The organism is Actinotalea ferrariae, from assembly GCF_019733465.1.
Lineage (GTDB): Bacteria > Actinomycetota > Actinomycetes > Actinomycetales > Cellulomonadaceae > Actinotalea > Actinotalea ferrariae_A.
The window spans coordinates 1-2,833 of the sequence record NZ_JACVQL010000389.1; the positions used below are offsets into that span (position 1 = coordinate 1).

Consider the following 2,833-nt stretch of genomic DNA (forward strand, 5'->3'; position numbering starts at 1 on the left):
GGCCGTGACGTCGTCGAGCCGCGTGCTGAGGCGCTCCACGAGCGCGCCCGCGGCGTCCCGCGCCTCGCCCGCGGGAGCAGCGGTCGCGAGGTCCCGCACGCGCTCCACGGAGGCGCGGAGCGCGGTGAGGTGCCCGACGAGGTCCGCCGTGACCGTCTCGAGCGCGAGCCTGCGGCGCAGCTGGGCGGTCACGGCGTCGGACAGGCGGCAGGCCTCGGGCAGCGAGACGCCGCCGCTGCCGGGGGCGGCGGACGTCCCCGCGGCCGGGTCCGTCCGGCCCCAGACGAGCGCGGACAGGCGCGCGAGCTCCACTCCGCCCACGCGTCCGCCGTCCCACACGCGCTCGAGCTCGGCGCACCGGGTCGCGACCGACTGCCACAGCGCCATCGCGAGCGTGACGTCCCGCGTGAGGTCGGCGTCGGGCGAGGAGACGGCCACGCGGTCGAGCTCGTCGAGCTCGGCGCGGCGCGCGTCACGCCACGCGGTGAGGTCGGCCAGGTACGCCTTCATCGCCGCCGGCTCGACGGACCGGCCCCACGCGGCCGGGGCGGCCGGCGCGGTCGCGGGCGCGGTCATCGTCGGTGCACCACGGCTCGTCACCGGCCGTAGACCGACGCCGGCGGTGCGGGCGCCGGGCCGAGCGCCTCGGCCAGCCACCGCTCGTACGACGCCGCCCAGGTGCCGTCGGACTTCGCCTGGTCGAGCACGGCGTTGACGAAGCGCACGAGGTCGACGGCGCCAGCGTTGACGCCGATGCCGTACGGCTCGTCGGTGAACGCCTCGCCGACGACCTTCGCGTACGGGTCCTGGGCCGCGAGGCCCGCGAGCACCGTGTCGTCGCCCGTGATCGCGTCGACCTCGCCCCGCTGGAAGCGGACCAGGCAGTCGGTGTGCGTGCTCGCGGCGACCGCCTCGACGCCCTCGAACTCCTCGAGCTTCGTGAGCGTCGTCGAGCCTGCGGGAGCGCACACGCGCTGCCCGGCGAGGTCGTCGAGCGACGTGGCGTCCGAGCCGAGCGGGACCAGGACCTTCTGGCCCGACCGGTAGTACTCGGCCGAGAACGCGATGTCCTGCCAGCGGCTGCACGTGATCGTCATGTTGCGGACGACGAGGTCCACCGTGCCGTCCTGCAGCGACGGGATGCGCTGGGCGGCCGTGATGACGCGCAGCTCGAGCCGCTCGGGGTCGCCGAAGATCGCCTGCGCGACGAGACGCGCCATGTCGATGTCGAAGCCCTCGAGCCGGCCCGAGATCGGGTTCCGCGCGCCCAGCAGCAGCGAGTCGGCCGAGACGCCGACGACGAGGCGTCCGCGCTCGCGGATCTGCGCCATGGTCGAGCCCGCGGGGATGGTGCCCGGGCCCGCAGCGCCGTCCGGCGCGTAGGAGGCGAGCGGGTCCGCGCACTCGACCGGGGCCGGCGCCGGTCCCGGTGCGGCGGACGGTGCCGACTCGGTCGCCGAGGGGGTCGGGACGGTGGTCTCGGAGTAGGCACCGGCCGTGCAGCCCGAGAGGGTCGCGGCGAGCACGACGAGCACGCCGACGACGGACCGCAGACGGCGTGGGCGGATGGTCTGCGCGGTCACCGGTACTCCTCGATCCGCCGGGCGAAGCCGGTCCAGGACAGGACGGCGACGGCCAGGCCGGCCACTGCCGCGAGCCACGCGCCGAGGGTCAGCCCGCCGCGGGCGTCGCCCAGGGCGCCGGACACCTGGGCGCTCGCGTCGTCGAGCGCGGCGGCCGAGGCGGTGTCGAACGCGGCGAAGGCCGCGTTGGGCGAGGCCTCGGCGTCGCTCGTGGCGGCGGTGACCGCCTGCTCCCACGCCCCGCCGTCGTCGAGCTCGCGGAGGGCGCGGTGCTGGGCGGCGTACTCGTCCCAGGCCTCGGCGAGGCCCGGTGCGACGGTGCCCGTGGCCGCCGCGGTGTCGAGCGCCGCGACGGTCGCGTCCGACGAGGCCACCCAGGCGTCCTCGAACGCCTGCCCCGAGCCGCGGGAGATGAGGGTCAGGCTCTCGTTGGCCTTGGCGTCGTACGCGCCGAGGCGGGCCTCGGAGAGCGCGCTCGCCGCCGCGAAGGGGCCGTCGCGGACCTCGCCGACCTGCGAGGACACCGAGCCGAGCGTGACCGCGGAGGCGATGAGGAGCACGACCAGCACGAGGCCGCCGACGGCGACCCGGACGTTGACGACGCGGTGCGTGCGCCGGGCGAGCCAGACGGATGCGGCCACGACGCCGACGAGGCCGAGCGCCGTGGCGACGACCGCGAGCACCCACGCGAGCTGGGCCGCGGCGAGCTCGGTCCGGACGCGGTCGTCGTTGGCGTCGGTGAGCGCGGCGAGCGCCGGGAGGGCGTCCGCGCGCAGGGTCGCGCTCGCCTCCCGCAGGTACTGCGCGCCGACGGGCAGCGCCTGCCGGTTGGCGGCCCGCGCCTGCTCGATGCCGCCGGTGTAGTCGAGGATCGCCGTGTTCAGCGCGGCCAGGACGGCGCCGTCGGCGGGCTGCGCCCGGGCGGCCTCCGCGACGAGCTCCGCGGCCGCCGTCACGGCGTCGTCGTACACCGCGCGACGGTCGGCCGGCTCGAGGCCGCCGACGAGGAACGCGTTCGTGGCGTTGGCGTCCGCGCTCACGAGCCGGGTCTGGAGCTCCTGGAGCCGCACCAGCTGGGCCGCGTTGTCGTCCGCGCGGGTCAGGGCCGCGTCCGCCGACGAGAACGACCACGCGCCCGCGAGGCCGACGAGCGCGCCGAGCACGACGAGCGCCGCGGCGACGAGGCGCATCCGGGTCGGGGTCGGACGCCCCGTGGGGGCCGTGGCGGGCACGCCGGGCACGCCCGGGAC

The 2,833-nt window shown here is 77.1% G+C and carries 2 protein-coding genes and 1 pseudogene; all 3 read right to left on the bottom strand.

Translation table 11 applies throughout. From position 1 onward, the window contains the following. Nucleotides 1-576, bottom strand: a pseudogene (locus ICW40_RS20160) (hypothetical protein); the annotation flags it as partial. 20 nt (nt 577-596) lie between these two features. Further along, the gene (locus ICW40_RS20165; RefSeq protein ID WP_308121939.1) at nt 597-1,583 is read right to left on the bottom strand and encodes a glutamate ABC transporter substrate-binding protein; all 987 of its coding nucleotides are present in this window, start codon (nt 1,581-1,583) and stop codon (nt 597-599) included. Beyond that, on the bottom strand, nt 1,580-2,833 hold a 1,254-nt coding region (locus tag ICW40_RS20170; RefSeq protein ID WP_221655758.1), incomplete at its 5' end, for a hypothetical protein. The genes ICW40_RS20170 and ICW40_RS20165, both read right to left, overlap by 4 nt.